The organism is Myxococcales bacterium, from assembly GCA_022563535.1.
Lineage (GTDB): Bacteria > Myxococcota_A > UBA9160 > UBA9160 > UBA4427 > DUBZ01.
The window spans coordinates 30,988-56,945 of the sequence record JADFNE010000017.1; the positions used below are offsets into that span (position 1 = coordinate 30,988).

Sequence of the window (25,958 nt, forward strand, 5' to 3'; positions counted from 1 at the left end):
CGCCAATGAACTCAGTAAGACTGAGCGGCGATTCTCAGCGCAGTGGGATGCGATCGTCGAAGTTGCCGATCACGTAGCTCGGATCGATTCGACACGGGCCCAAGAAGGCGGGAAGGGACTGGCAGACGCCCTGGATAAACGCGGCGCTCGGCTGTACGTCCGTTGCAACCCAGCCGCGCAATGACTCCCAGCCCGCGATCACCTCGGCGTCTGTAAAACCGCAGTGGGTGTTGCCAGCTTCGTCCACCACCGCGACCGTCAGATTGCTGGGATCCACGACCTTCTGGTATTCACTCTCGTTTTCGATGATCACCAGGCCATCGCCGTCGGTGTGAATCGAAACGATCTTGACATCGCCAACGTTGCCCGTGGGTTGGTAGTTCTTGTTGAGCCGGTTCGCTCCGCCCGGATGCGCCGTAACGCGTTCGATGCTCGCGTCGAGGGCCGCGTCGCTATAAGTCACCCCGGCATTGCCGATCCCTCGCTGGCCGGCGAGCTTCGATTTATTGAAGATGAGATCACTCATGCCGAAGAGTCCAAACCCGAGATCGGTAAGGACGAAGTTCTCGGGCAGGGTCGTGACCTCAAGATACTGAGCAAGGCGTGCCTGCTGACCGGGGGATCTGAAATTCGGTGGAAATAGGATGCCCATGCATTCATTGGCCGCGAGAGCCATGTCTGTGAAGGAGAACGGATAAAAGGGAAAGCCCGGGGCCGGCAGGCCAGTGGCTCCGCCGGGGATGGCGGCGCCGGGGACCCCGTCGCAAACCGCGTCGTAGAGCAAGCGAAGGTCGATAGCTCCGTCCCAGGTTCGGCTTCCGGCCACGGCGCCGCAAATCATATAAGCACCAACGACGTTCCCGAGCTGGGCCTTCTCGATCGCCTGTGCGGTCACAATGCCGCCGAGGGATCCGCCGGTCACGATCACGTCGCCCGGTTCTCCGAAGTTGGCCTTGAAGACATTGACCAGGTTCTGCAGGTCGTTCTTCGTCTTGAAGAGCGCCCAACCGAACTGTTGGTAACTCGATGCCGCCAACGCGTAGCCTTCGCCGAGCTGAAGTCCAGCGAGCGGTCCGAGATCGCTCACCGGGCCAACCGGGCTGAGGCTGAAGCCGTGGTTCCAGATGACGAGGTCACCGTTCCAGTTGTCGGGAACGACAATTCTGAAGAACGCACCGCCGTCCGTCGATCCGTCTAAAATGGTGTCGGCCTGGACGGTGGCGCTGAGGGGAAACACGAGAAGAGAGGCGACTAAAATCATACGCTTGAGCTGTTGCATTTGGATCTCCTTGGTCGATCAACAGTCTGGGGTAACGAGTCGGTGATCGAGAATCAATGAACAAGAATCAACGAACAAAGGCTGGGCACTAGCCGAAATAACTTTCACAACCAACAACGAGCAGGCGGCCGTGGGTCCTCGGGTACGCGGACGAACCCTACGTACAATTCTACTCGACAATACGCGAACTTGATCAAGGAAAGACAGAGTTTCCTTCAAGAACCCAGAGTCCGGTTTGGTCGCGAACGATCGCCCGTCCCCCCGCTAAATCTTCTGCCCGCTCTCGTGCATAGTTCAAGCGCTCAAAAAGTTGGCTTTGGTCGTATAGGGACATGAGGTCGACCCAGACCTGAGGATTCCCCGGGTCGAGTTGAGCTGCCTTTTCGAGATGAGGCCAGGCTTCATCGCGGGCCGTCATCAGCACAAGCAGCCTTCCGTAGTTCAAACGTGACTGTGGGTCATTGGGATCGGCCTTAATCGCAGCCTGAAAAAACTCCACCGCGCTTTCAATGTCGCCCGTCTTCCACGCCTCTAGTGCCCTTGCATCGAGGGCTCGGGCGGAATCGTTGAATTTGTCTTGGATATCCACTTCAGGGGTCGGCGCGGGCAGGGCTTCCGCTGCGAAATCCTCTCGATCGACTTTCCGCTTTGTCAGGGTCCATATTTCGGGTTCGCCGTCTGCCCCCGGCAGTACCTGCTGAACGGTTTCACCCAGGGGAACTGGGCCGGGACCGATTGCAGGTTCAGGAATACGTGTTCCCCACCAGGCTGCAGCGGCGATGGCGGCGCCAATGAAGGTGATGGCGGCGATCCGTTTCGAACTCAAAAAAGGCTCCTTCGTGTGGTGAAGTGTGGATCAAAAAAATGCTTGGCGGATCCGAGCAGAACAAAGACGAGCAGGACTTGGCCCATTGTACCAAGAGCAGGAACCATCGGGGGCGATGTCTCACCTGTGAAAACGAGATCGACGGGACCGTCGAGGCCACCGCTTCCCGGCGGGACAAAGTCAGACACGAACACTCCCGTCATTCCGTCATAGCGCTTGATCGAGTCGCTGTTGAAACTCGTCACGTAGAGATCGCCGCCCGCACCAAAAGCCAGCGCCGTCGGACCGGCAAGACCACCGGCCCCCGAAGTGATGAAGGTCTGGATAAAATCGCCTGTCGCTGCATCGAACTCCCTCACCTCACTCGGGAAGAACGATGCGATGTAGAGCCGACCATTCTGAACCGCCATGCCGTACGGATCGATCGGTCCACCGCCGTTGCCCCCGGTATCGATGAAGACCTCGAGGAACGCTCCCGTGGTGCCGTCGTAGCGAAGAACTTCACCGGTCGCGCTCGCCACCACGAGATCGCCGTTCGCCAGAAACACCAGACCGCGCGGAGAGACGAGCCCCCCGGAACCCTGAATGACGAAGAACCCGAGCGGAAAACCGCTGGCGTCGAAGCGATGAATGCCATTTGAATTCGGACAACTCACGTAGACCCTGCCAGAGGAATCCGTGAGCACATCGAAGGGAAACGAGAGCGAGGTCGGGCAGGCGTCAAAGAACTTTCGCACGACACTTCCCGAAGTGCCGTCGAACTCGACCAGGTCGTTGTCGTTTTGGCTCGATGCGATGACATTGCCCGCCGGTGATAAACCGAACCCCGCATCAACGGGTGCAGACAGACCGGCGGCCACACTGCCGGTCGGATTGCCGCTGGCGTCGTAGTAGATGATGGCATTGGTCGCGAGACTGCCAATCAACAAGGTCGAACCGCTCCAGGCCACTCCACTCGCGAGGCTGAGCCCACCCGCGCCCTGGGCGACAAGAGGAGACACCGCGAGGGTGCCGAGATCGACCGCGACCGCATTGTTGGAGAACTGGCCCACGACCGTGAGTCGACCATCCGGCGCCATGGCGAGCCCAGTCGGTCCATCGACGCCGGCGCTTGCCGTGAGAACCTCGCGTTCGAAGAGCCAGTTACCCATTTCGAGGCGGTACTCGACCACGCGATCGTTGCCGGTATCCGCGACGAACATCTGGCTCGAACTGGGGACCCGAATGCCAGCGGGGAGCAAGAGTCCGTTCACGACCTCGCTACCGGCGCCATCGGAGGTCGCGTAGCGCAAAACCCGGCCGCTGAGCGAATCGCTCACGAACAAGTTCGAACCCTGTACTGATATGCTCGAGAAGTTGGCAGTGCCGTCGACGGCTACGGTCGAGACGACTCCAGTGCCGACGTTCAATGCTTGAATTGAATCCGTACCGGTACTGAGCAGCGACTCCGCCGCGAGAAAGTAGAGCGTTGCGCCCGACGCATCAAAATCAGCACCTGCCGGGCTGATCACTCCTGTCGCGAGTGCGGGAGGGAGTGCCGTACCGCTCCCGGTATCGTATTGCCAGATCTCGTCAGTTCCCGTGCTCGAGATGTAAAGCTGGCCATCGCCGGGTCTCACGGAGAAGCCGCCTGGCGTAGTAAAGCCTTCGGTCACCGGACTCGTGAAGACGCGAACGAAGGACCCGTCGGCTGCATCGTATTCGAGGATCTCACTCGCGTTCTGACTCGCGACGAGCAGTCGGTCGCCCACGGCAGGACTCGCCAACGCGAGCGCGCATCCAAGGTTGAGCAGCAAAAACCATCGCAGCATGTGACGCGCTCCAGCCAGAATCTTCCAATACGAACAATGCCACTTCGGACAGGCAGTGTCGCGGAACAGATCTATTGAAAGAGTGACTCTGGGCCAGGAATTCAAAGAAGCTGCGTTTTGTTTTCGGCGATGTGCAACTAAGTGTCAAATCGCTCCAAAGTTCCTGCAAATTGCCCCGATCCGGGGTCAACTCGATTGGCCTGGGCTAGAACGTCCAAGCCAGTGAGAGTGTGTATTCGCGAGAAGGGCCGGGGAGAGGAGGACCATCGCCGCGGTAGGGTTGCACGAAGTCGGGTGCCTGATCGAAGAGATCGTGGACCGCGAAGCGTGCTTCCAAACCTTCGATCAGAACATTCTTGTATCGCAAATTGACATCGACCAGATAGAACCGGGGGCTCCCCGAGTGCTCGCGCGGGGTCCCGAACGGGAAAACTGGGGATCGGATTCTGTCGGCTAACCCTCTGCGACGCCGAAGGCACACCCGCCGCCGTAGACCGACCCAGAACGCTCTGGGAGGGACCAGCGGGCGACCGATCGTTTGCCGTGAGACCTTGGCGTTACCTACCGATCGAGGCATTCTCCCCGGTTCACTTCTACGGCTGTCCACAACGATTGGGGACGACCACCAAAGGGCGCACAATTCCATGAGTCAACGTCAGATCCTCGCCACCAGCGCCCTCCCCTACGTGAATGGGAACGTCCATCTGGGTCATCTCGTGGAGTACTTGTACTCCGACATCTGGGTGCAGTTCCAACGTCTCTGCGGTCACGACATCCGGTTCTTTTGCGCGGACGACACCCACGGCACTGCAACCATGATTCGCGCCCGGGAAGAAGGAATCGAACCCGAGGCCATCCTCGCCGACATGAGTGAGGCGCACCAGGCCGACCTGGCCGCGTTCGGCGTTCGCTTCGACCACTACGGCAGCACCCACGCTCCTTCGAATCAAGCTCTGGTCAACGAATTCTGGGCGGCGCTGCGTGCGGCCGGCCATGTTGTCGAGCGAGACGTCACTCAATTGTTCGACACCGAGGCCGGCGTGTTCCTGGCGGATCGCTTCGTCAAAGGCGACTGCCCGCGCTGCCAGGCCCCGGAACAGTACGGCGACAATTGCGACGCATGCGGTGCCGCCTACTCCCCCGAGGAACTCACGAACCCCGTCAGCACGCTGAGTGGAAGCGTGCCCGAAACCCGCACCGCCAAGCACCTGTTCATCGTGCTGAGCCGGCTGCAAGACTTCTTGACCGAGTGGACCCAGAACGGCAACCACGTACAACCCGAGATTGCCAACTGGCTCAAAGGCAGTTTCCTCACCGAGCCCCTGCGCGACTGGGACATCAGTCGACCCGCTCCCTACTTCGGTTTCGAAATCCCCGACGCTCCGGGCCACTACTTTTACGTCTGGGTCGACGCACCGATCGGGTACATCAGTGCCACCCAGGACTGGTGTGAAGCGAATGGACACGATCTCGATCATTGGTGGAAGAATGACGACTGCGAGATCCACCATTTCATCGGCAAGGACATCGCCTACTTCCACACCCTGTTCTGGCCGGCAATGCTTTCGACGGCCGGTTACAACCTGCCCGAGAAAGTCCACGTACACGGCTTTCTGACCGTGAACGGAGAAAAGATGAGCAAGAGCAAGGGCACCTTCATCCTTGCTCGCACTTATCTCGAGCACCTGTCTCCCGACTACCTGCGGTACTACTTCGCGAGCAAGCTCTCACGCACGGTGCAGGATATCGATCTCAACTTTGACGAGTTCAGCGCCAAAGTGAATTCCGATCTGGTGGGCAAGGTGGTGAACCTCGCCAGCCGCACCGCGCGCTTTGTCGAGGGCAAAACGCTCTGTCCCTATCCGGACGACGGCGGGTTGTTCGCCGACGCTGCAAAGCTCGGGGTCGAGATTGCCGAATGCTACGAAACCTGTGACTACGGCAAGGCACTGCGCAACATCATGGCGCTTGCCGATCGGGCCAACGAATACGTGGAGTCGAAGGCTCCGTGGGTTTTGCGCAAAGATCCGGAGAAGGCCGACGAGTTGCTCGAAGTCTGCACCGTGGCCCTGAACCTGTTTCGCCAGATCACGATCTACCTGTGCCCGGTGTTGCCGAATCTCGCCGAACGCGCGACTGCGTTGTTGGGGGCAAAACCGGCCCGCTGGCAAGACGCCAGCACTCCGGTCGCCGGGTCCGTGGTCGCTCCGTTCGAGCATCTGATGCGCAGGGTAGATCCCGAGCGCGTTGCGGCCATGATCGAAGCCAGCCGGGAAACGACGGACAGCTAATCGTCGAGCAACGATTGGCGGCCTGCACCGCCGAGATCCAGCCGCGATTCGATCCAATCGATCAGGGCGTCATCTTCTGCAACGGCAATTCGCACCGCGAGCACGCGAAGATCAACCCCCGCAGTCCAGCCGGGAAGCATCTTGACCGCATCCTTCTCCGTTGTAATCCACACCGACGCCTGCTCGGTCAAGCCGCGAAAATTCTGCTCGCGGTAACGGTGGTGATCGCGAAACATCCGCTCCGCGACGATCTCCGCACCCAGGGCGCAAAGCGTTTGACGCAGGGATTCGGGGCGGGCGATGCCCGCGATGATGCCCACCTTCATGCCCCGAAGGACGTCCGGCGACACAACGGCTGTCGCGTCTAGATTGCGCAGAGAAACCGGCCTTCGCTGGGCGCGAAAGCGAAATGCTTCGGGTGCATGGCGAGAGATTGCCCGGGTGATTGCCTCGGGCAGTGCACCGTCTACTTCACCGATCGCATCGGCGCGCTGCAAGCCGCGGAGCGACTCGCGAAGCGGCCCTCGCGGCAGCAAGTGACCATTGCCCGCCCCGAACTCTGCGTCGAAGATCACCAGGTCAAGATCCCGCTGCAGTCGGTAGTGCTGGAAACCATCGTCGAGGATCAGCACATCTGCGCCGTAGGCGCTGATCGCGCGCAGTGCGGCGACCCCCCGATCCTGCGACACGACCACGGGAACCCCCGCAGCCTGGCCTGCCAACATGAACGGTTCGTCGCCGGTACGCTCCGGTCCGGTGAGAACGTGTTGGCCGTCGGATACGACCGTGACCGACTGCTCGGCGTGCCCTCCCAAAGGTCTTCCGCCTGGTCTTCCGCCGTAGCCACGACTCAGCAACGCAACCTTATGACCCCGACGGTGGAGCCGTTCGGCAAGCCAGGACGCCATGGGCGTCTTACCGGAACCGCCGACCACCAGACTACCCACACTGATCACCCGGGCATCAACTCGGCGACGCTTCTTCCAGCCGCGCAAATAGCGAGTGCGATCTGCGAATGCCAGCAGACCGTAGCCCCAGGACAATATGGCGACGGGAAACAGCACCGCGCGCAATGGCACTCCCTCGGGCTCGGTTTCGCGCCACGGCCAATTCACGATGGCTTCCGCTCCTCTTCGCCAAGATCGCCAAGATCGCCGAGACCGCCGCCGAGCCCATCACTTATCCACGTCGCCACTCTGAGTGCACTGCCGCGATGGGATTCCAAGAATCGCTTCGCGGCAAAGCCCTTTTCTCGGCAGTCCTTCGGGTCGGCCATCAGCGCGACCACGACCTCGGCGAGCTTGGCGGCAGATTCAACGCAGATTCCCGCTCCGCTCTGCTCTGCGAGATTCGCACTTTCGCGCACGTTCTGAAAATGGGGCCCGAATACGACGGGACAACCCTCGAACAGCGGCTCGAGTAGATTATGTCCCCCGACTTCTGCCAGGGTCCCTCCTACAAAAGCGACCGACGCAGCTGCGTAGAGGGCGGCGAGTTCTCCGATCGAATCGAGCAGCAGCACGTCCCCATTGGCGAGCCGTTGGCCAGCCAATTCGCTGCGCAGGTGTAGTCGGCGGCCCGTTGCGCGGATCGTGCGCACGACGTCGTCCAATCGTTCCAGATGGCGCGGCGCGATCACGAGGGCGACTTCCTGGCCCGCGGCTTCGCACGCCGTGAGTGCATCGAGAGCGGCCCGCTCTTCGGAGGGATGCGTGCTCCCGGCGACGAGAATCGGCAGCGAAGATGTGGCCCGCACCAGATCCGTTGCGAGATGAGCGCGGACAACCGTGGGATCCAGTTTGAGATCGCCGAGTACGCAGATCCGATCTGCGGGAACGCCGAGAGCAGCGAAGCGATCGGCGTCGAGCTGGGAGCGCGCTGCAACACCGTCGAGACGTCGCATGATCGGCTGGACCCACCAGCGCATTCGTCGATAGCGGGAGAACGAGCGGTCAGAAAGTCGCCCCGAGGCGATCCGCACCGGAATGCTGCGACTGATCGCGACCAAAATGAGGCTCGGCCACAGCTCTGTTTCGATCAAAACCAACGCGCTCGGTCGTACGCGAGCGAGCGCGCGTGCAACGCAGACGGGATGATCCAGTGGTGCGAGCGACGAAGGGATCGCTGGAGCGATGCGCTTCAATACTTCGTATCCGGTTTTGGTGACGGCCGACCCAAAGCTCCGCAGGCCGAGACTCGAAAGCGCCAGGAGCAAGGACGCACCCGCTTGCGCCTCTCCCATGCTGGCCCCGTGCACCCAGACACAACCGGGCTGCTGCCGGGGCAATCCGCCCAATCGCTGCGAGAGACCCAAGCGAAGCGCGGGGCGTAGCAGCAGCAGCACCCCACCGACCAACAGACCGACCACGCCGAGAACCAGAGCGTATACCGAGCCCAGCAGGACGAGCGCGCTATGCCGCAGGTTCGGCAATCATCTCTCCAGCAATTTCACTTGCGCGTCGGGCGGCGCCCAATGAAGACAGCACGTCTCGAACCTTGGCCAGATGCTCGAGCTGACGCTCCCGGGAGGGACCGGCCATCAGTTCTGCCAGCGCCTTTGCAATCGCTTCAGGTCGTGCTTCTTCCTGGAGAAACTCAGGGACAATCTCGCGACCCGCAACCAAATTGGGCATTGCGTAAAAGGGAACCTGGACCGCGCGGCGCAGCACCAGCGCGGTCAAACGATCGACTCGGCCCACGACCACCATCGGTCGGGCGAGCAACGCCAGCTCGACGGTCACCGTGCCGGGTTTCGCCAGCGCCACGTCCGAAGCCAGCATCACTTCGTGAGATCGACCTTCGAAAATGTCCAACCGGAGACTTGGAGGCAGGTTCGCCGCCACCACCCAGCGACCGATCGCTTTGCGGGACACCGTCGGCGCGGCGGCGAGCAGAAACCGCACGTTGGGAAGACGGGCGTGGAGCAGAGCGCAGGCTGCGAGTTGCACGGGCAAGTGATTGCGAATTTCATTGCTGCGGCTGCCCGGATAGAGCGAGACGATGTGCTCGGTTCCGTCGCATCCCAGCTGCTTGCGAGCTGTGTTGCGATTCGACTCGACCGCGAGCTTTGCGAGCCTTTCACCCAGGGGATGCCCGACAAACTCCACCGGAAGACTCGAATCGGCATAGACCTTCGATTCGAAAGGAAAGATCACGGCCATCTGGTCTACACGTCGGGCCAGCTTCGCAATGCGACCTGGACGCCAGGCCCAGACTTGAGGCGCAACGAAGTAAAAGATTTTTGCGTCGCTGTGCCGCCGCACCCGCTTGGCAAAGGGAATATTGAAACCACCCGAATCGATCAACACCACCAGGTCGGGCTTGGCGCTCACGAGCGCTCGATTGAGTCTGCGCCAGGCGGAGATGATGCGCGGAAGACTCCGCGAGAGTTCGATCAGACCTCCAACCGCCAGGTCTCGTTGATGGACCACCAACTCGACTCCGGCTTTGCGCATCTCGTCGCCGCCGAGTCCGAGAATCCGGGCAGTTTTGTGTTTGGACAGAAAGGCGCGCACGAATTCGGCTGCGTGTAGATCACCGGAGGCGTCACCCGCGGAGATCAGCAGCGTCGTCATGCTTCGAATTCGCTCTCGAAGTCGGGCATCGCATCGTTGATGCGCACCGCCGTTCGCAGCGCCCCTAGACCGTCGGCGCCATCCACCGCGGGCTTGCTGCGGGTTCGCACGGCTTCGATGAAGTGCTGCAGTTGATCGAGCAGCGCATCGCCGAGATCCACCTCGAGCTTTTCGATCTTGAGCTGGGGCGGAGCATCGTCGTAGGGGACCTCTCGCCGAATCACGATGGTGCTCTGTTCGAGGAAGTCGATCGAAAAATAACCGTCGCTCTGAAAGAAGCGCAGACGGCGCATCGGCGTGTGCGAGACCCGGCTCGCGGTAAGGTTCGCCACGCAGCCGCCTGGAAACGTGAGTCGGGCATTGGCAATATCAATTCCTTTCGACAACACCGGAATTCCGATCGATTCGATGCGTTCGGGTTCTTCCCCGACGAGACGATGCAATATTTCGAGATCGTGAATCATCAGGTCACGCACGACATCGATATCGGCAGCGCGCGGAGAATACGGTCCCAGGCGATGGACTTCGATGAAACGCGGCCGGTGGATGCGATCGCGAACCACCCGCATGGCGTTGTTGAACCATTCGAGGTGACCCACCTGCATCACACGTCCTCGCTGTTCAGCGAGTTCGATCAGCCGCTCCCCTTCATCGAGGGTGGCTGCGATGGGTTTCTCGACCAGCACATCGCAGTCGGCGAGCAGTGCCTGGTTTACAATTTTGTAGTGTTCGAGTGTCGAGACCGCGACGATCGCAGCGTCTGCATGCGAGAGAAACGCGGTCGCATCGACTGCATAGGGCACACCTAGCTTTCTACCGAGATCCTCGGCTCTGTGTTCGACGATGTCGACGACCCCCACGAGGCGGACCGGTTCACCGACGTCTTTCAGGGCCACGACTTTTTGCGCGTGTCGCCGGCCCATATGGCCCGCACCCACCACGACGATCTGTAGTTCGTTCACTGGGGCTCTCTTTCAGCTGTCAATCAGGTTGGAGTTCGCGATGTCTGTCGGTCCTTCGGGACCGATCGCGACGACGGGGACTCCATTTGCATCGGCATTCCTCAGCAACTCTTCACGATCGAGAATAATCGTGCAGTGAGCCTCAAAGGCCAAGGCCGTCACCCTGGCTTCGAGCATGACTCGCAATGTTTCGGGCCCGATGGTGGGCAGATCGAAGCGCAGGTCCTGTGCGGGCTTTGCGACCTTGACCAGGCTGGCCCCTCCACTGCCCAGAGCACCTCCCCGCCGCACCGCCGCGTCAGTTCCCTCGATCGCCTCGACGGCCAGCACGGCACGAGACTCGACCACCACAGACTGACCGACGTCGAACTCGCCCAACGCCTTCGCAATCGGCCAGGCGAATGCGATGTCATCGAACTGGGCGCGACTGGGTGCGATTCGACCCAATATGCCTGGTTGGGCAACCAGATTCGGGCAGAATTGAAGTTGGGGAAGCAGCTCTACACCCTCTTCGCCCAGCGCGCGCGCAATGGCTGCGAGAATCGAGTCGTCTCGCAAGTCGTCGATTCCGTCGAACAAATCGAGGGCACGTCGATCCGGCTGCAGGGTCTTGCTCCCGCGATAGAGGTGCAGCTTCGACACCTTTCCAGCCATCACGGCTTCGCGCACCCGCTGCCGAGAGAATTCGTCCAACAACTTTGTGAACTGTCCGAGGCTCAGCCAGGTAAACGAATCTACCTCCTTCTCGAGGCCGGGGTCGGTGATTCCCGGATAGCCGACGACACAAACACGGCGACCCTCCGCGCGCGCCGAGCGGGCCACCTCAAATGGAAGTCTGCCGTCTCCGGCGATCAATCCGAGGCATGACTGACTCCCATCGGACACTCCCTTGCCCCTCCAAGCTGCAGAGAATCCCCGCGCGCGATCTGCGCTAGCGACAAAATCCGCGACCACTGGTTTCAAGAAAACTCACCAGGCGTTCTACGTCCGGTACTTCCTTGAGTTCCTCGCGCACGCTCTTGAGAGCCTGAGTGAGACTCAACTGCGATTGAAAAAGAATGGTATAGGCACGCTTGATCTGCTGCTGTCTTTCACGCGAGACGCCGCGTCGCTTGAGCCCGACATAGTTGACGCCGATCCAATGAGCCCGATCCCCAGCCACGATCGAAAACGGCGATGCATCGAGTGAGAGCTTCGTGTTGGAGGCGGTCATCACCGATTCGCCCACGCGCGAGTACTGGTGCACCCCGGTATAGGCTCCGAGCACCGCGTAGTCGTCGACACTGACATGACCCGCGAGCCCGGAAAAACTCGCCACGACGCAATGGGATCCCACGCGACAGTCGTGCGCAATGTGCGCGGAGTTCATGATCAGGTTGTCATCGCCAATGCGCGTACAACCTCCCCCGGCCTCTGTGCCTACGTGAATGGTCACGTGTTCACGGATGACATTGTCTTCGCCGATCTCGAGACTCGTCGTCTCGCCGGCGAAGTCATGGTCCTGGGGCGGCCCGCCGAGACAGGCGAATGGATGCACCTCGCTGCGCGCTCCAATGCGGGTACGTCCCAGAATCGCGACGTGCGGGCCGATCCTGACGCCTTCAGCCAATTCGACCTCGGGACCGATCGTCGCCAGCGGACCGACCTCGACGCCGTCGGCGAGGTTTGCACCCGGCTCCACGACTGCGCTGGGATGAATTCGAGCCCCGGAACCGATACGAGACATAACGGGCTCAGCCCTGTTCGTTGAACTTCTCGATCACCTGGTCCGTAATATCGAGTGCCTCTCGGGTGTACACGAGGCCAGGCGTGTTGCGCATCATGATGAAAGAAAAACCATCTTCGCGGCCCATAGTCTCGACGATCCCGACCAGCTTCGTGCGCAGCGGGCCGACCAGGCGCTCACGTGCGACTTCGAGCTTTCCCTGTAGCTGCTGCTGCTTGTGTTCGATTTCCTGGCGCAACTCCTGAAGGTCGAGCTGCTTTTGAAAGCGTGCATCGTCGGAGAGCACAAACTGCTTTGCATCGAAATCCTTGGCCATCGTCTGGTAGCGCTCGATGAGAGGCTGGAGGGATTGCTCCGCTTCGCGCTTCTTGCGTTCGAGTTCGTCGCGAGCGGCCTTGCCTTCGGTTGTAGATGACACAGCCTGGTCGAGGTCGACGATGCCGATCTTGGTCGTTTGTGTTGAAGCACCCAGGCCCCAGCCGAGCAACAGCACGGCGGTGACAACAACTGTCAACTTCCTCGAGGTCAAATCGCGCATTTTACGTTTCTCCAATTTCCCACCTCGACGCGCATCAGCTCACTGACCAGGAGCTGTTGGGACGGGTGATGTTCGATGGGTGGTCTATCCGGTGTTCTCGATGTGCTGGTTGTCCTTCAACTCATTGCACGAACCCGCCAATGGAAAACTCGAACACTGGGCTCTTCTCGAAGGAAAGCGGGTTGATGGGAAATCCCAAGACGATTTGCAGCGGTCCGAAGGGAGAGAACCATAACAGTCCACCACCGTAAGCGTAGCGCCACTCCGTGACATCGAACAGGCTTTCGCCTTCTCCGAAGGCATTCCCGCCGTCTACGAACAGAACGGCCTGCAATCCGACTTCTTCCGAGATCGGGAGGCGATATTCCAGGTTCACCAGCGCAAACTTGTTGCCGCCAATCACGTCGGTCTCGTCGAGGTCCTCGAAGTCTTTGATTTTCTTGTCATCGATATCGTTGCACTTTCCATCTTTGTCGCCCTGCGTATTGATCGGAGACAACAGGTCATCCCGGCAAATTGCAACCCCATTCTCGAGTAACCTTCCGACCGGGACAAAGATCTGACCATCTCCGGGGGCTGCGAAGGGATCAAAATGGCGATAGAGGACCGCTCGGCGGGGCCCGAGCGACCGCGCCTTGTAGCCGCGCAGCTGATATGCGCCGATCCCGCCGAGGAAGTAGCGCTCGGTGAGTGGCAGGGTGATGTTCGTGTCGATCTCGTCGAGCGGAGCCGCATTGTCGCATGCGCCATCGTCACAGATCGTCGGACCGTCGATGCCCTGAAAACTGTAATCGCTCAACGTGTTGAAGCTGTAGGCATATCCAATTCGCCCGCTGAAAACGAAGGAAGAGCGATCGAACAACCAGCCGGGGGCACCGAAATACCGACTGTAGTTCCCTTCGACCCGTACGAATCGGGCGAAACCGCCGAGCCCCGATACGTCCACGCTCGCGCCGTAGGTCGTGCCAGCCGTCGGAGAGAATCGATCGTTGCGAGTGTCACTGCGGGCCGAGAGCCCAAGCGTGCTGTTGCTCTCGTTGCCCTGCAGGATCTGCCTGAACACCGGAGCGGAAGCGTTGATTCCTCCGTCGTTTCGTTCAACCTTGCGCTGGGAATAGCTGTAGCGGATAAGTCCGCTCGCCGTGTTGTCTTCGCGTAGGGCGTGCCCCAGGCTCAAACTGAAACCGCGTTGTCGCTGCTTGAAGTTGTCGAAGTTGATCCGGCTCAAAAACAGAGAGCCACCGGCACTGAAATCACTTCCCAGGAAGTGAGGGTCGCGCAGCGAGATGTTGTAGCGACTGGTTCGCCCACCGAGATCGATCTGGAAATTCACCCCGTAGCCGCGCCCAAAGAGATTGGCCTGACTGAGCGATGCCGTAAAAACCAAGTTGTCTTGAGAAGAGTAGCCGGCACCAAAGCTGAAAGAACCCGTCGGACGCTCGGCGACAGTGATATCCAAGTCGAGTTTCGCAGGATCATCTGTGGGTTTGGGTTCAAAACTGACATCTTCGAAGAAATTCAGGCGTTTGACCTTCAAATTGCTGATCTGCAGGTCGCGAGCCGAGTAAAGCTGCCCCTCGACCAGCTTCAGTTCTCGCCGGATGACGGGATCGACCGTGATCGTGTTGCCGAATAGATTGATGTGCCGGATGAAGTACAGGGGGCCTTTCTTTACCTGGAACTCGACGTGGATCTTCCGCGTTTCTGTGTCGAGCCGAGTCCCAGGTCTCACACTCGCGAAATAAAAACCCCGGTCGGTGTAGTGTCGCTCCAGAATCTCGACGTCTTCGGTCAGGTGCGATCGGTTGAAGATCTCCCCAGTCTCGAGCTTCAGCTTATCCAGCAGCGCTTCAAAATCCATCGATTCGTCGCCGGTGATATTGATCTCACCGACGCTGAACTGCGGTCCCTCGCGGATCGCCACGCGAATCGCCAGCCCATCTTCGGAGACGTCGATCTCGGGTTCAGCGAGTTCCACCTGGAGGTAACCGATATCGCTGTACTTCTTTTCGATGGCGCGCAGATCGCGCATGAACACCTGTTCCGCGTAGGTTCCCGACTTATCGAACCAACTCGTCAGAAGTGACCACGGCCGCCACAACTTGGTGACGAAGTCCCCGCGAAGTTCACGATCGCTAAAGGCATGATTGCCCTCGAACTCCACCTTCTTGAGCCGCTGTTTTTCGTTTTCCTCGACCTCGAAGTGCACGGTGACCGAGCCCTCGGTGATATTTTCGATCTCGAAACCCGCTTGGGCCAGGTAGTAACCTTGGGCGCGATAGAGCGCTTTGATCCGCTCGGTATTCGCCTTGAGCAGAGAGCGATCGAGAGTGGACCCCGTGGTGAGGGTGAGAATCTCCTTGATGTCGTCGCCGTCGATCTTGTCATTGCCCGAAATCGAAATCTGACGCACGACGGGGTTCTCGACAACCTCGAAGATCAAGACCTTGCCCCGCTCGCCGTCGTCTACGAACGCCTTCACGTCACCAAAGAAGCCCAGCTCGAATACGGAGCGGATATCTCGGGCGACATCGTCCTCGTTCAGCGGCGCATCGACTTGCGAAGTGATGCGACTCAAGATCGTGTCGGCTTCAATGCGACGATGGCCACGAATCACGATCGCCCCAATATTTGCTCCCTCTCGTTCTCTCGCCGCCGAACCGAAGAGGCGCTCGCTGCGGATGACCCGGTAGACCAGCTCGATCCCTTCGGGGCCGCGCTCGACATCGAGCTTGACCCGCGCCACACCAGGATGTGCCTCGATTTTGGCGCGATCCTGGCGCACTTCCGCGGGTTCGTAGATTGTGCCCGCGGTGTATTCGAGCGTCGCGCGAAGCTCGCCCTCGATTTCACCCGCGGCCTCGAAGGTCACGGCGGTGATCATGTCGGGGTCGGTCCCCGAAAGTGAAGCGACGCAGCGGTCCGCCAACTCGCTGAGTCGACCGATCAGGTCTTCTTCGCTGGGTGCGATGATCGCGATCGATTGACTGCGACCGGTCCCGACCGGTGTCAAGCGGATGTCGAGGCTAAAACGTCCTGCGAGTTCGGTGATGCTGCCCGAGATGACAACCCGCACCCCCAGGCGCTCCGCCAGCTTTCGCAGCTCTTCCTCGGAGAACTCCGCCCGGGTCGATCCCCCCAGAGCCTCACTTACGACGTGGCTTTCCAATACGTCGACCTTGCCGGTCGACTCGAGTCGGGTGGCGAGCAGATCCGAGAGCGATTCAGTCAGATAGCCGAGCGGCCGCGCGCTGTGAATACGAAAGGGAAGTACCGCGATCGGGATCCTGGCGGCTTCGCCTTCCTGTGAGCCGGTGGCTGGCGCGGGATTGTCCGACGCCCCATGCTCAGCCGCAGAAGGCGGCACGAACGCGAGCGCGATCCAAACCGAAAGCAAGAGGACACTCGCCGCAAAGCGACCGGGGACGTGCAACTGTTTTCTCCAAAATGATGGGCGTGGAACCCCGAGGTGTCCGACTCGTTTTTCGAAGGAGCCGGAGTCTAGCCTGCAGAACGCTCTTGTCTTTGGTTTTGCCTTTGGCTTCGTCTTTGGCCCCATCGCCTTCGCACAAGACAGACTGGTGGTCCGAAGGGTCCGGATCCCGGAGTTCATGCGCGTAGAGCCCAGCCACCGGTGCCATCGACGAATCGACCATTCTCCAGTACCAGGATTTTCCCGAGTTTCTCCGCCAACCGTTCGTTGTGAGTCACGACGACCAGGGTCGTCCCCCGGGTCCGGTTGATTTCGAAAAGAAGATCGGAGATCTGTTCGCCAATGGCTGGATCGAGATTGCCGGTGGGTTCGTCGGCGAGGATCAGCGGCGGATCCAGAACCAGTGCCCTCGCCACCGCGACCCGTTGGCGCTCGCCGCCGGAGAGTTTTCCAACCCGATAATCGAGCCGGTGGCTGAGACCAACCTCAGAGAGAATCCGATCCGCGCGTTCGCGCATCTCGTCGCGCTCGAGGCGTCGGATCAAGCCCGGGATCATGACGTTCTCGATGGCGCTGAACTCGGGCAATAGATGATGAAATTGAAAAACGAAACCGAGAAACTCGTTGCGCACCTGGGCCAGGCCCGAATTGTCTTTGGCGAACACGTCCTCGCCGCGAAAGTAGACGTTGCCCCTCGTGGGGTGGTCGAGGGTGCCGAGAATGTGAAGAAAGGTCGACTTGCCGACGCCCGACTGCCCCACCACGGCAATTCGTTCGCCGGCTTCGATTTCGAAGTCCAGATCGTCCAGCACCGTGAGCGTGCCGTCGCCGGTCTGGAAGGTCTTCGTCAGCCCTTCGATCCGCACCAGCGGCTCGCTGGCCGGGGCGACCTCTGGTTTCTCATTCATAACGCAGGGCCTCGGCGGGATCGAGTCGCGCGCCCTGACGACTCGGCAACAGCGTGGCCCCAAGCGAAAGCACCATGGCGATTGTCGCCATCAGCCCCACCTGCATGGGGTCGACGCTCGAAGGCAGACTTGAAAACTGGTAAATGCTCGCCGGCAGCGTGTCGATCCCAGTGAGATTCTCGATCGTTTGCTGGAACCACTGCAACTGCTGGGTTACTGCGACACCACCGATCACTCCAATGCTTGTCCCCATCAATCCGATCAATGTTCCTTCGATCGCAAAGATGCGCTCGATCGCTGCATCCTCTGCACCCATGGCCTTGAGGATCGCGATGTCGCTCGACTTCTCCATGATCATCATGATCAGGGTGGCGACAATCAAGAATGCGGCGACGACCAGAATCATCGAGAGCAACAAGAACATCATCACCCGTTCGCTCTTGAGCGCCTGAAAGAAAGCGGGAAAGAACTCCTTCCAGTCCCGGGTGAAGTAGGGGTACCCCAGGGTCTGGCGCACCAGAGCTCCCACCCGACGAGAGCGGTAGAAGTCCGTGGTCCGCGCCTCGATGCCGTCGATCACGTCACCCTCCCGACGAAAATCCTGAGCGGCCGGAAGGGTTGTATACGTGAAAACCTCGTCGTACTGAAAGAAGCTCGATTGAAAGATCCCCGCCACGCGAAACCGCTTGAGCCGCGGCGCGGGACCCAGTGGAGTCTGGGGTCCTCCGACCGGGGAGATCAGAATCAAATCGTCTCCGATCTGACTTCCGGAGGCGATGGCCAACTGATTACCGATGATGATCCCGGGATCGCCACGGCCGACGTCCTTTCCCTCGCTGGACGGCGACAAATCGTCGAGCGAGCCAGCGATGATGTCCTGCCGAAGATCAGTCACGTCGGCGACAGTGTCCGGGTCGATGCCCCGCAACCGCACGCTGAAGATGCCGCCGTCCTCCCCTCGCACCATCCCATGGGCATCGAGGTAGGGAGAGGCACCGGTGACACCGGGAACACCGCGCACGACCTCGAGAACATCAGCGTAGTTGCCAAACGATCCAGTGCCGCTGTGCACGGTAAAGTGGGCGCGATTGCCGAGTATCTCGTCCCGCCAGGTCGCTTCGAATCCATTCATCACCGAGAGCACGACAATGATGAGGCAGACGCCGGCGGCGATTCCTCCCACGCAAATTCCGCTGATTGCCGAGATGAACACCTGTCGTCGCTTCGCGACCAGATAGCGCAGCGCGATGAACCACTCGACCGAACGCCGCATCTCGACCAATCCCGCGGCCGCCAGGGGCAGGAGCCCGAGCAACACGACCCCTGCAAAAAAGGCCACCAGCACGGTTCCACCCGCGGCAAAGTTTTGCTGGATCTCGAGAGGCATGAAGCTATTGGCGAAGCCGATGGCCCAGGCTGCGGCGAACCAACGCAATACGTCTTCAAATTCGCCGCGACTCGACTGTCCCCGGGCGCGTCGCCGGCGGGCCAACCACAGTGTGCCGACAAACGATACAATCACCGGTGCCACCAGCCAGGCGATGGGAACCGCGATCGAGAGCCAGGTGGAGAGGCCAAAGCTCGCGAGCGCGAGCACCCAGAGTCCGAGACTACGGCCTTCGACCCGGCCCAAAACAAAACGGGTGGCGAGCACCGCCACCAGGCTCAGGCCCACCATCCGGACAGACGAATTCGCATAGGCCGGCCACCACTCCGCCCATGGACGAGCACTTATTTCCGGCTGGGTGAGTTGGAGCACGAACAGACCCAAGACCCCACTCACGACCAGACAAGAGAACAGCATCAAGCCGGTTCGGGACGACACCCGGGCAAACCGTTCCAGGACCACGATGGCCGAGCCGACGTACAGCAAGGACAACAGGATGATCCCGAGGATGAGCGCCACGATGAACGCCAGCGTGGCCGCTGCGCCAGCCGCCAGCACGGACGCAGCGATCCCAGAAGTGAATTCCATGCTGTTCAGGCTTCCGAGTTAGGCCGTGGGGGAATGGCATCAGTGGTGGCTTTCGTCACGCCCCGCTTCCCAATCATAGATCGTCGGGAAGAATGAACCCTGGAGACTCGACGATCAAGGTCTACAACGTTCCCGTGGAGGTTCCCAGTGTAATGAGATCTTCTGCGCATTTTCTAGGACCCGCCGGCGGCGATGCAAGGTTAGAGTGCGGCAGCGGACATCTGGTTCCAGCCCTTAGTCGCTTCCCTGCGAACCCGACTGATGCAACAGCGTGGCGTGGATCAGCCGGTCCAGATCCCCGTCTAGAACCGCACTGACGTTGCCAACTTCGCAGTTGCTGCGGTGATCCTTCACCCGTTGTTGGGGATGGAGCGTATAGGAGCGGATCTGGCTGCCGAAGCCGATCTCGCGTTTCTCTCCCGTCAATTCCGCAAGCTTCTCGGCCTGCTCCTGCCGCTCGCGTTCGAATAGATGAGAGCGCAACACCTTCATCGCGGTGGCGCGATTTTTGTGCTGGGAGCGCTCGTTCTGGCACTGCACGACGATTCCGGACGGCAGGTGAGTGATGCGAATCGCCGAATCGGTCTTGTTGACGTGCTGCCCCCCAGCGCCGCTCGATCGATAGGTATCGATCCGGAGATCCTTTTCGTCGATCTCGACCTCGATTTCGTCGTCGATTTCGGGAACGGCCGTCACGCTGGCAAAAGCCGTGTGGCGCCGGGCCTGAGAATCGAAGGGCGAGATGCGGACCAGACGATGAACGCCCTGCTCTGAATTGAGGTAGCCGTAGGCGTAGTCCCCGGCGATCTCGAGGGTCACGCTGCGAATGCCCGCTTCGTCTGCGTACTGAACGTCGATAATGCTGACCTTGTAGCCCTTGCGATCGGCCCAGCGCAGGTACATCCGCATCAACATCTCGGCCCAGTCGCAGGCGTCTGTTCCGCCGGCACCGGAGTTGACCGAGAGGATCACGTCGTTGCGGTCGTATTCTCCACCGAGCAGTTGGCGAAGCTCGGCTTCTTCGAGGACCGCCTCCACATCGTCGAACTTGGCGACGACCTCGCGCAGCACGTCTTCGTCGTCGGCTTCGTTCGCCAACTCGAGTAACACCTCTGCATCTTCGAGAGAGCCGCTCAAATCGTCGTAGAATTGGATCTCTCGCTCGAGTCGGTTCTTCTCGCGGTTGACCTTCTCGGCATTCTCACGGTTTTCCCACAGATCGGGTCGCGCAGATTCGGCTTCGACTTCTTCGAAGCGCGCGCGCAAGCCATCTACGTCAAAGCCGCCCCCGAAACTCACCAAAGCGGTTGCGCAACCGGCGCAGACGTTCGGCCAATTCACCGGGATCGGGAATTTGTGTATCTCCACTCATTGCTGCGATTCCACTCCGACGTGCGCTTTGGGAAAGAGCAGTTGATAGCAGATCGAGACGCAGCTACGCGCGCAGCACCGCGGAAAGCCTTCGTTCCTCCGCGCGCATCCACCGATATTCCTCGGGCACCTCGTGATCGTGCCCCACCAGGTGAAGCACGCCGTGGATCAGCAGACGTGCGGTTTCTTCATCCAGGCTGCGGTGCCGCTTTCGGGCCTGGCGCACTGCGGTATCGACTGAGATCACGACGTCGCCAAGCAACTCGCCTCGAAATCCAGCCCAGTCCCCGTCTACCAGCGAAAAGGACAGCACGTCGGTCGACTGATCTCGCTCGCGGTAATGTCGGTTGAGTTCGCGGATCTCGCCATCACCGACCAGCGCGATCGAGAGTTCCGACTTCGTGTGTTCGAGCATTCGCAGGATGGCTTTGGCTCGCCGCTTTAGCAATGGGATGTTCAGGCGAGAGACCGCGACCGAATTGTGGGGGACCACCAGCTGAACGCCCATTACTCGACTTTGTCAACTTCGCCAGCTGGGCCAGCTTCGTCAACTTCATCGACTTCATCGGCTTCGCCAGGGTCGGCAGGGCCTGCCCGGCCGCGAGGCCGTCGTCGCTGCCCCCGGGTGCTCTGCTTTCGCGCATGTTCGGCGCGTTCATAGGCGCGGACGATCGACTGCACCAGCGGATGGCGCACGACGTCCTTCTCGGTAAAGGTGGTGAAGCCGATTCCTTCGACGCCGTGCAAAATCGCGAGTGCCTCGCTGAGTCCGCTGCGGATATCCGCGCCCAGATCCGATTGCGTGATATCCCCGGTCACGACGGCCACCGAATTGAAGCCCAGGCGGGTCAAAAACATTTTCATCTGCTCGGGGGTGGTGTTCTGCGCTTCGTCCAGAATGACGAACGCATCGTTCAGGGTTCGTCCGCGCATGAACGCCAGGGGAGCAACCTCGATCACGCCCCGCTCCATCAACCTTCCGACCTTTTCAAAATTCATCATGTCGTGCAGGGCGTCGTAGAGCGGGCGCAGGTACGGATTCACCTTCTCTGCGAGGTCGCCGGGGAGAAAACCCAGTTTTTCACCGGCTTCGACGGCGGGACGCGTCAGCACCACTCTGCTCACGTCCTGACGGTTCAGCGCTGCAATGGCCATCGCCATGGCGAGATAGGTCTTTCCCGTGCCCGCGGGCCCCGTGGCGAACACGATGTCGTTGCCGCGGATCATCTCGACGTAATTTCGCTGGGACAGATTCTTTGCGCGAATGCGATGCCGCGATCCGACCGAGTCGAGGATGTCCCGGGTCACCTCGTGCAGATTCGTCCGCGGATCCTGTTCGAGCATGCGAATGGCTTCGCGCACATCGACCGGGCGCAGACCCTGGCCCCGCCGCACCAGCGAATAGAGTTCTTCCAGCACCAGCTGTGCCTGGCCCACGTCTTCAGCGGTGCCCTCGATGCGGACAGTATTGCCCCGGGCGTGAATCTTGATACCGAGTTGTGACGAGATGAGGCGCAGATGACGTTCGCGATCGCCGTAGAGAATTACGGCCGCGTGATTGTCGTCGAAGGTAACGCTCTGCTCTATATGTTCCGGCTGGTTGGCCAGTCGAGGCTCCCGTGCACAGGCCTCCCGGCTAACCAGTCTTCAATCCGTTCAATCGAACAGATCTCTACGCGTTAGCGCTCGGGGGCGAGAAGTACGATCCCACTCTCACTTCGCGTGTAATAGTACGCAGCGACCGAGTCAGCCGCCATCGCTGGCGATCCCAACAGCCCCGATTCGTCGAGACCTGCGAGAACCTCGGGCCAGTTGCCTTTGAGATAGCGATGGGCTTCGAGGGCGTGGCGGATTTTACGCTTCTCGAACAGGGTATTGGCCTGAGAAAATACCTCGCGCACGATGGGAAAGGCTTCGATTCGCTCCTGCTTCGCGGCCCCCTGAAGGTAGATCCAGCCCACCATGCAGACCAGCAAGAGCAACGGGAAGCAGGTGACCAGCACCCCCCGCAGCCACTGTCCCGCGCTGCGGCGATCCGAGGGTTCCCCCGTGGCGACCTTGGCGAGTCTTGCCTCGACGGGAATCACGAGACCAGCCGAGACCATCTCGGCGACAATCCGAGATGCGTCGAACAAACCGATCCGAGACAGATCGATCACCCTTTGCAAAGTCAAGCGACCGTCGAACAGTTGGTAGATTCTCTCAAAATGTTCGATCTGCTGTTCGCGATCGTGCCGATGTTGCTGCCGATATTCGTCGAGGTTGCCACCCCGGGCGAGAATGGTGTCGAGGGGCGGAATCGATTCGCGGAACGTCTGCCATTCGTCGACCATGCGCAGACCGTCCATCAGAATCTGTTCAGCACCGAGCAACTTCTCCTGGGGTCGGTCGTGTTCCACCGTTTGAGAGAGGAAGTCGAAGGACCCGGCCGTCCAGCTCAGCACATCGAAGATCGTGTCGTTTCTCATCAGGCTTTCGACGGCTTCGAGATCTCGCTCCGAGACGATTCCCTCCGAAACCAACAACCTGCGAAACGAGCGTCCTGAAGACCTCGCTTCGGCGTCGAGCTGCGAGACCGCCTGGGAGGTCAGATAGCCGCAGCGAATCAGCCGCTGTGCCACCGCCTCGTGTTCGTGTTTGGCCGCTGGCGCAGCCCAGACGACCGACCCGGCGTCGAACGCCATGCAAATCCCACGGCCACCGTTCGAGACCTTCAGCAGCCCGGTCTTACGCTGCTGACCGATCAACTGGAAAACCTCGGCGATGCCGAAGTCCTGCAAATTTCCCCGCAGCGCGATCCCCACGATTAGAGGTTCCTCCTGATCATCAAACCCGCGCTCACGATCGCCAGATAGACGAGCACTGCCCCACACCCGACGACGATGAAGGCAATGGAGCCGGCCGCGCCCACGGACAACGGGTCGGGCACGACGCCGTCGTGCCAGGCGAAAAATACGACTGCGAAGCCAAAGGCAAGAACGCCGAGGAAGCCCAGATCCGGTCTTCGCGCCAACAGCCCCCCAGCACCGGGGACCAGCAACGACACGGCCATCGCGACGCGTGCGAGTCGTGTATCCCGTACTTGCAGTTCGGTGAGCCGCTTCATTCGCATCACTGGATCGGTGGTCTCGGGTCGATGGAAAAGGTGATGGCAACTGTCGCAAGTTTCGCTGTTCCACACCGAGCCATCGCAACGGGAACAAATGCGGCGACCGCATCGGGTGCACGAGCTCGCCTGTTCGAAGCGAGTCGACAACCCGGCCGACAAGGCCGCCAGCAGGGCAAAGGCCAAGGCCGGGTGGATCCAGTTTTGGCCCAACCAACCTGGCATCAGAAAATCAATCGCCACACGGGGGGTACCCCGCTCCTGAGACGCGGTCAGCAGCCGCGAGCGAAGCGCGGTCAACGGGAACTCGAGATCGGCTACGAAGTTGGCGTCGCCAATCTTGGAGAGATCCGCCACCTCCTCTGCGTCGATACGCTGCGCCATGCGCAAGGCGGCCTCGAACTCATCAATGTGAAACATTCTCGCGTTGGCCTGGGAAAGATTGAACATGAGCCGGGCCGAGTCGACCAGCGCGGCCGAGCGCTCATAGAGTTCCACCGCGCCCTCGCCGTCCCCGGTCAAGAAGCGAAGATTCGCGAGATTGGTCAACACTTCGGCGTTTCGCGGGTGCGACTCGAGCAGCGCCGAATAGCGATCGAGCGCTTCCTGGGTGCGTCCGAGACGTCGAGAGCGAACGGCCAGGGCGTGTGCTGCAAGAAACTCGGATTCGCTCGCCCGTTCGAGCAGATCGATATCGGCTTCGGACTCGACCCCCTGCACCACGGCCAGGGTGGCGGACGCGACCGGGTCCGAATCCAGCACCATTAGCGCCGTGCTCGCCGTGTGCGCGACTGGATACGATCCCATCAAGAAGAACGCGATCGCCAGCCCCAGGGCAACTCGGTGCCCATGACTTCCGTAGGCAAATCCGAGCGCGAAGAGCGCCAACATGATTCCGACAATTCCCTCACCCAGCGCCAAAGGCAACAGCAACAGCGTTCCCAGCAGCGCCGCCCGGGCAAAGCTCGGCATTCTCCGGTCGAACAGATCTCCCAGGTCGTGAGAGGCTCGGCCAAACACGCTGATCCCGACGTTCGCCACGAACAGCAGCGGAGCCACAATCAGGACGACAGCGACCATCACCAGCAGCGATCCGACGAGCCAGGCAGTGGCTTCGAAGTTTCGGAAGATCGCCATCACTCCGGTGGCCGTTTGATTCATGGCTCCGGAATACTCTCCATCGCTCCACATCGCCCGAGCCAGGGCCATGTGGGCGATTGGTAGATCGGGTGCGAGACGCACCGCAAGCATCGCGTTGCTCAGGGCGTCGACCGGGTCGCCGGGGGCGATCAGGGCGCGTGCCGCCGCATCCAGGTTTCCGATTCCGAGGGCCAGAGCCACAACCCGCGCCCGCGCGGCGCGCTTCGCCAAGCCCCCCTCCGCCTCGAACCAGGCCCGTTCGACTTCGGACCGGTAACCTTCTTCCTCGGGCGTAAGAGGTTCGGAGGGCTCGAGGTCGATCGTCTCATTGCCCCCCGAGGGGGTCCGGGCCTCAATCTGCGAGCCCGCGACGGATACAGAACTCGCGTCAGGGGCCGAAATTTGGGCAACTGGGGCCGTGGTCCCGAAAGCTTCTGGCGCACCACCAGGGGTGTCCGCCGAGGCAGCAAGACTCAGCACACTGGTCAGAGCCCAGCTCAGCACGATCCCCGCGCGATTCAATCTCACAACAATCCCCCGAGCCGGCGATGCGGCACTCCCTGCACATCGGCGGATCGGGGATTCGGCTGAACAGCCGACATCAATCTCGGGTCCCTCCCGGGCGCAAAATCACGCATTTCGGCATCGACACGGCCACGCCCTCAGTCTATGCTGCGCCTCCGCAAGACAACGGGAGACGGGCTTGGCCACGCACAAATCTGCAATCAAGCGGCACCGGCAATCACTTCGCCGCCGGAGTCGCAATCGTCACATCAAAGTAGGGGTGGGAACGCTGATCAAGCGTTTTCGATCCGCAGTCCAGGAGCAGGATGCGACTGGAGCCGCAGAGAAGTTTGCTGCGGCTGCACGCGCGATCCGCAAGGCCACGACCAAGGGCGTGGTCCCGAAGAAGCGCGCCGATCGGCACATTAGCCGTCTGGCCAAGTCGCTGAACACACTGGCTTCGAGCTAGCACTTTTTCGCCGGTAGGCGCCGCGGGCGCTCTCCTACGCCGGT

The 25,958-nt window shown here is 60.6% G+C and carries 20 protein-coding genes; 2 read left to right on the forward strand and 18 right to left on the reverse strand.

The genetic code is table 11. From position 1 onward, the window contains the following. Window positions 1-34: 34 nt before the first annotated feature. The 3 genes from IH881_07585 to IH881_07595 form a co-directional block, all read right to left on the reverse strand. Window positions 35-1,279: a hypothetical protein gene (locus tag IH881_07585; GenBank protein ID MCH7867546.1), complete on the reverse strand. Its 1,245-nt coding sequence runs from the start codon at window positions 1,277-1,279 to the stop codon at window positions 35-37. A 193-nt stretch (window positions 1,280-1,472) separates the two neighbouring features. Further along, complete coding sequence (locus IH881_07590) at window positions 1,473-2,105, reverse strand: hypothetical protein (protein ID MCH7867547.1); 633 nt, start codon at window positions 2,103-2,105, stop codon at window positions 1,473-1,475. After that, the gene (locus IH881_07595) at window positions 2,102-3,916 is read right to left on the reverse strand and encodes a hypothetical protein (GenBank protein ID MCH7867548.1); all 1,815 of its coding nucleotides are present in this window, start codon (window positions 3,914-3,916) and stop codon (window positions 2,102-2,104) included. Before IH881_07595 ends, IH881_07590 begins: the two co-directional genes overlap by 4 nt. Window positions 3,917-4,560: 644 nt before the next feature. Here IH881_07595 and metG point away from each other — a divergent pair. Beyond that, entirely contained in the window at window positions 4,561-6,207 is a 1,647-nt protein-coding gene (metG, locus tag IH881_07600) for a methionine--tRNA ligase (protein ID MCH7867549.1), read from the forward strand. On the opposite strand, the gene lpxK is transcribed toward metG, so the two are convergent. The 15 genes from lpxK to IH881_07675 form a co-directional block, all read right to left on the reverse strand. Continuing rightward, window positions 6,204-7,322 (reverse strand): tetraacyldisaccharide 4'-kinase, encoded by a 1,119-nt coding sequence (gene lpxK / locus IH881_07605; protein MCH7867550.1) that lies wholly within the window; start codon window positions 7,320-7,322, stop codon window positions 6,204-6,206. The genes metG and lpxK overlap by 4 nt on opposite strands. After that, a complete protein-coding gene (locus tag IH881_07610; protein ID MCH7867551.1) occupies window positions 7,319-8,638 on the reverse strand; it encodes a hypothetical protein in 1,320 nt (439 codons plus the stop codon). Before IH881_07610 ends, lpxK begins: the two co-directional genes overlap by 4 nt. Further along, entirely contained in the window at window positions 8,619-9,782 is a 1,164-nt protein-coding gene (lpxB, locus tag IH881_07615) for a lipid-A-disaccharide synthase (GenBank protein MCH7867552.1), read from the reverse strand. The genes IH881_07610 and lpxB overlap by 20 nt, the downstream gene beginning before the upstream one ends. After that, window positions 9,779-10,744: a Gfo/Idh/MocA family oxidoreductase gene (locus IH881_07620; GenBank protein MCH7867553.1), complete on the reverse strand. Its 966-nt coding sequence runs from the start codon at window positions 10,742-10,744 to the stop codon at window positions 9,779-9,781. The genes lpxB and IH881_07620 overlap by 4 nt, the downstream gene beginning before the upstream one ends. A gap of 12 nt (window positions 10,745-10,756) precedes the next feature. Continuing rightward, entirely contained in the window at window positions 10,757-11,629 is an 873-nt protein-coding gene (lpxI, locus tag IH881_07625) for a UDP-2,3-diacylglucosamine diphosphatase LpxI (GenBank protein MCH7867554.1), read from the reverse strand. Between the two features lie 46 nt (window positions 11,630-11,675). Further along, window positions 11,676-12,470: an acyl-ACP--UDP-N-acetylglucosamine O-acyltransferase gene (gene lpxA / locus IH881_07630; protein MCH7867555.1), complete on the reverse strand. Its 795-nt coding sequence runs from the start codon at window positions 12,468-12,470 to the stop codon at window positions 11,676-11,678. Between the two features lie 7 nt (window positions 12,471-12,477). Further along, window positions 12,478-13,008, reverse strand: coding sequence for an OmpH family outer membrane protein (locus tag IH881_07635; protein ID MCH7867556.1), 531 nt, complete (start codon window positions 13,006-13,008; stop codon window positions 12,478-12,480). Window positions 13,009-13,129: 121 nt separating this feature from the next. Then, window positions 13,130-16,441: an outer membrane protein assembly factor BamA gene (gene bamA / locus IH881_07640; GenBank protein ID MCH7867557.1), complete on the reverse strand. Its 3,312-nt coding sequence runs from the start codon at window positions 16,439-16,441 to the stop codon at window positions 13,130-13,132. 176 nt (window positions 16,442-16,617) lie between these two features. Beyond that, a complete protein-coding gene (locus IH881_07645; protein ID MCH7867558.1) occupies window positions 16,618-17,349 on the reverse strand; it encodes an ABC transporter ATP-binding protein in 732 nt (243 codons plus the stop codon). Next, complete coding sequence (locus tag IH881_07650) at window positions 17,342-19,324, reverse strand: ABC transporter permease (protein ID MCH7867559.1); 1,983 nt, start codon at window positions 19,322-19,324, stop codon at window positions 17,342-17,344. The genes IH881_07645 and IH881_07650 overlap by 8 nt, the downstream gene beginning before the upstream one ends. Window positions 19,325-19,558: 234 nt before the next feature. Then, window positions 19,559-20,696 (reverse strand): peptide chain release factor 2 gene (gene prfB, locus IH881_07655; protein MCH7867560.1). Its coding sequence is split into 2 segments (ribosomal slippage): window positions 19,559-20,605 and window positions 20,607-20,696, totalling 1,137 coding nucleotides; the frame shifts between segments, so codons are not numbered across the junction. Between the two features lie 63 nt (window positions 20,697-20,759). Continuing rightward, window positions 20,760-21,203 (reverse strand): rRNA maturation RNase YbeY, encoded by a 444-nt coding sequence (ybeY, locus tag IH881_07660; protein ID MCH7867561.1) that lies wholly within the window; start codon window positions 21,201-21,203, stop codon window positions 20,760-20,762. Next, the gene (locus IH881_07665) at window positions 21,203-22,282 is read right to left on the reverse strand and encodes a PhoH family protein (GenBank protein ID MCH7867562.1); all 1,080 of its coding nucleotides are present in this window, start codon (window positions 22,280-22,282) and stop codon (window positions 21,203-21,205) included. Before IH881_07665 ends, ybeY begins: the two co-directional genes overlap by 1 nt. 92 nt (window positions 22,283-22,374) lie before the next feature. Further along, window positions 22,375-23,499, reverse strand: a complete 1,125-nt coding sequence (locus IH881_07670) for a DUF4388 domain-containing protein (GenBank protein ID MCH7867563.1) — start codon at window positions 23,497-23,499, stop codon at window positions 22,375-22,377. A 2-nt stretch (window positions 23,500-23,501) separates the two neighbouring features. Further along, entirely contained in the window at window positions 23,502-25,469 is a 1,968-nt protein-coding gene (locus IH881_07675) for a tetratricopeptide repeat protein (protein ID MCH7867564.1), read from the reverse strand. Window positions 25,470-25,644: 175 nt separating this feature from the next. Between IH881_07675 and rpsT the strand changes: the two genes are divergently transcribed. Continuing rightward, on the forward strand, window positions 25,645-25,914 hold the full coding sequence (gene rpsT, locus IH881_07680; protein MCH7867565.1) for a 30S ribosomal protein S20: 270 nt from the start codon (window positions 25,645-25,647) through the stop codon (window positions 25,912-25,914). Window positions 25,915-25,958: the final 44 nt, after the last annotated feature.

Excerpts from the sequence above, each read along its gene's own strand:
- IH881_07595 (MCH7867548.1), bottom strand. The coding sequence starts at position 3,916 with ATGCTGCGATGGTTTTTGCTGCTCAACCTTGGATGCGCGCTCGCGTTG.
- IH881_07650 (MCH7867559.1), bottom strand. The coding sequence starts at position 19,324 with ATGGAATTCACTTCTGGGATCGCTGCGTCCGTGCTGGCGGCTGGCGCA.
- IH881_07585 (MCH7867546.1), bottom strand. The coding sequence starts at position 1,279 with ATGCAACAGCTCAAGCGTATGATTTTAGTCGCCTCTCTTCTCGTGTTT.
- metG (MCH7867549.1), top strand. The coding sequence starts at position 4,561 with ATGAGTCAACGTCAGATCCTCGCCACCAGCGCCCTCCCCTACGTGAAT.
- IH881_07635 (MCH7867556.1), bottom strand. The coding sequence starts at position 13,008 with ATGCGCGATTTGACCTCGAGGAAGTTGACAGTTGTTGTCACCGCCGTG.
- ybeY (MCH7867561.1), bottom strand. The coding sequence starts at position 21,203 with ATGGGCGTTCAGCTGGTGGTCCCCCACAATTCGGTCGCGGTCTCTCGC.
- IH881_07645 (MCH7867558.1), bottom strand. The coding sequence starts at position 17,349 with ATGAATGAGAAACCAGAGGTCGCCCCGGCCAGCGAGCCGCTGGTGCGG.
- lpxA (MCH7867555.1), bottom strand. The coding sequence starts at position 12,470 with ATGTCTCGTATCGGTTCCGGGGCTCGAATTCATCCCAGCGCAGTCGTG.
- lpxB (MCH7867552.1), bottom strand. The coding sequence starts at position 9,782 with ATGACGACGCTGCTGATCTCCGCGGGTGACGCCTCCGGTGATCTACAC.